The organism is Rickettsia sp. TH2014 (assembly GCF_019249195.1).
Taxonomy (GTDB): Bacteria; Pseudomonadota; Alphaproteobacteria; order Rickettsiales; family Rickettsiaceae; genus Rickettsia; species Rickettsia felis.
Genome location: NZ_MXAX01000287.1, coordinates 1 through 1,721 on the forward strand (window position 1 = coordinate 1; position 1,721 = coordinate 1,721).

The following is a 1,721-nucleotide window of genomic DNA, read 5'->3' on the forward strand; positions in this document are numbered from 1 at the left end:
CTTTATCATCAAAACCATCAAGTCTTCTTTGACGCTTTGCTACTAATGATGGTTCAAAACTACTATTTCTATCTCTTGGCACTTCAATCTCAACAGCACCATTCTTTAGTAATCAGATTCTTTGTGTTATAACCATTACGTGAATTCTGAGTATCACTTTGATTATACTTGCTATATCCTAAATGATTATTCATCTCAGACTATAAGGCTTTCTCTACAAGACGCTTGGTCAGTTCTTTTAATAAACCATCTTCCTTGAATACGGTTGATACATCTGTATCATTATGAATCAATAAATCTATCGCTTGATCCATTGCAGCATTTTGTTTCTCTGTCATTGTAATGTCTTTTTTTGTTATATTTTCTTTTATATAACCTTTCGGAAATTTACACACTTATTTGGACAGAGCCAATTTCTGCATCACCACCAACTATCTTTAGTGTAGGATCTTCCACTTGAGCGTTACTATAGCTACGGAAAATATCATACATTATCAAATCCGTTGTGTGCGTTAATAAGTGATGTGCAGTAATACTATTATGATCTGATATATTAATTTTGCATCCCTGCTTTAGTAATATGGATATTACGGTATAATTACCACCACGAATAGCACAATGCAATGGTGTCATACCATATGCATCCTGTATATTAATATCTACATTATGTGCTATATACTCTTTGATTATAGCTATATTCCCACTCTCAGCTGCTAAATGCATCGGTATTCGCCCAGTAGTATCTTTACAGTGCATATCAATATTATGCCTCAACAATAATCTAATTATCTCCGCATAGTTTTCGTCTGCAGCTATATGCTGTAATGTACGACCACATTCATAATCCATTATTGTATTAGCAAGATTGATCAAAAACGCACTGCACATATCATCCACTGTATCACAGTATTTTAACAAAGAGTTTATTATTTTTAAATTACATTCCTTGGTTGCAGCTTGTATAGCATTGAGACCTTCTGGTGAATATATCGTGATGTTAGCGTGGTGTTTTAATAGTAATTGGACTATTTCATGATGATTATTTTTAATTGCTAAGTGTAACATAGTCCACCCTTCATCATCACGTATATCAATATTGACCTTATTTATAAGTAACTCTACAATCTCAAGATAACCTTTTGCCGCACACGTATGTAGGATAGTAAAATGTTCTTTAGTAATAACAAGATTATAATAGTTTTCTAAAAAAAGTTTAACTATTTTGGTTTTTTGCTCCTCAGTATCTATGGCACTATCTAATATTACTAAATCAATGGCAGTCCTACCCATCTTATTCAGTGTATTCACATCGATTTGCCGTGTTAATAGATGTTCTATTATTGGAATGGAATTTTCTTGGAACGTTTCAATTGATAAGTGTAAGGCGGTACTACCATTTTGAGTAGTGACATTCAGGTCTATCTCTTTCTTAATTAAATCTTCTAATATAATAGAATTACGATTGATAATAGCTAAATGTAATAATGTATTGCCTGCTTTATCTCTTAATTTATTAATCTCATCCTTTGTAAAATACTTTATTACCTTATGATAGGTATGTATATTATCACAAGTAATCGCGTTGATTAATTGTTTAAACCATGTTTTTTTATTACCCATTGTCCTATCTTCCTATTTTTTATGTGAACTACCCAACGGTCTTTAGTCGTTGGGCAGTTCACATCTACTGCTACTTACTAATCCTTAATCCTCACCACTTG

Annotated in this window: 2 protein-coding genes and 1 pseudogene; all 3 read right to left on the reverse strand. The window is 32.3% G+C overall.

Annotation, left to right across the window (positions count from 1 at the left end; translation table 11 throughout):
* Window positions 1-94: pseudogene (locus KYQ89_RS08425) on the reverse strand (transposase); the annotation flags it as partial.
* Between the two features lie 106 nt (window positions 95-200).
* Window positions 201-395: a hypothetical protein gene (locus KYQ89_RS05940; RefSeq protein ID WP_218459896.1), complete on the reverse strand. Its 195-nt coding sequence runs from the start codon at window positions 393-395 to the stop codon at window positions 201-203.
* Window positions 388-1,620, reverse strand: a complete 1,233-nt coding sequence (locus KYQ89_RS05945) for an ankyrin repeat domain-containing protein (protein ID WP_218460816.1) — start codon at window positions 1,618-1,620, stop codon at window positions 388-390. The genes KYQ89_RS05940 and KYQ89_RS05945 overlap by 8 nt, the downstream gene beginning before the upstream one ends.
* Window positions 1,621-1,721 lie beyond the last annotated feature (101 nt).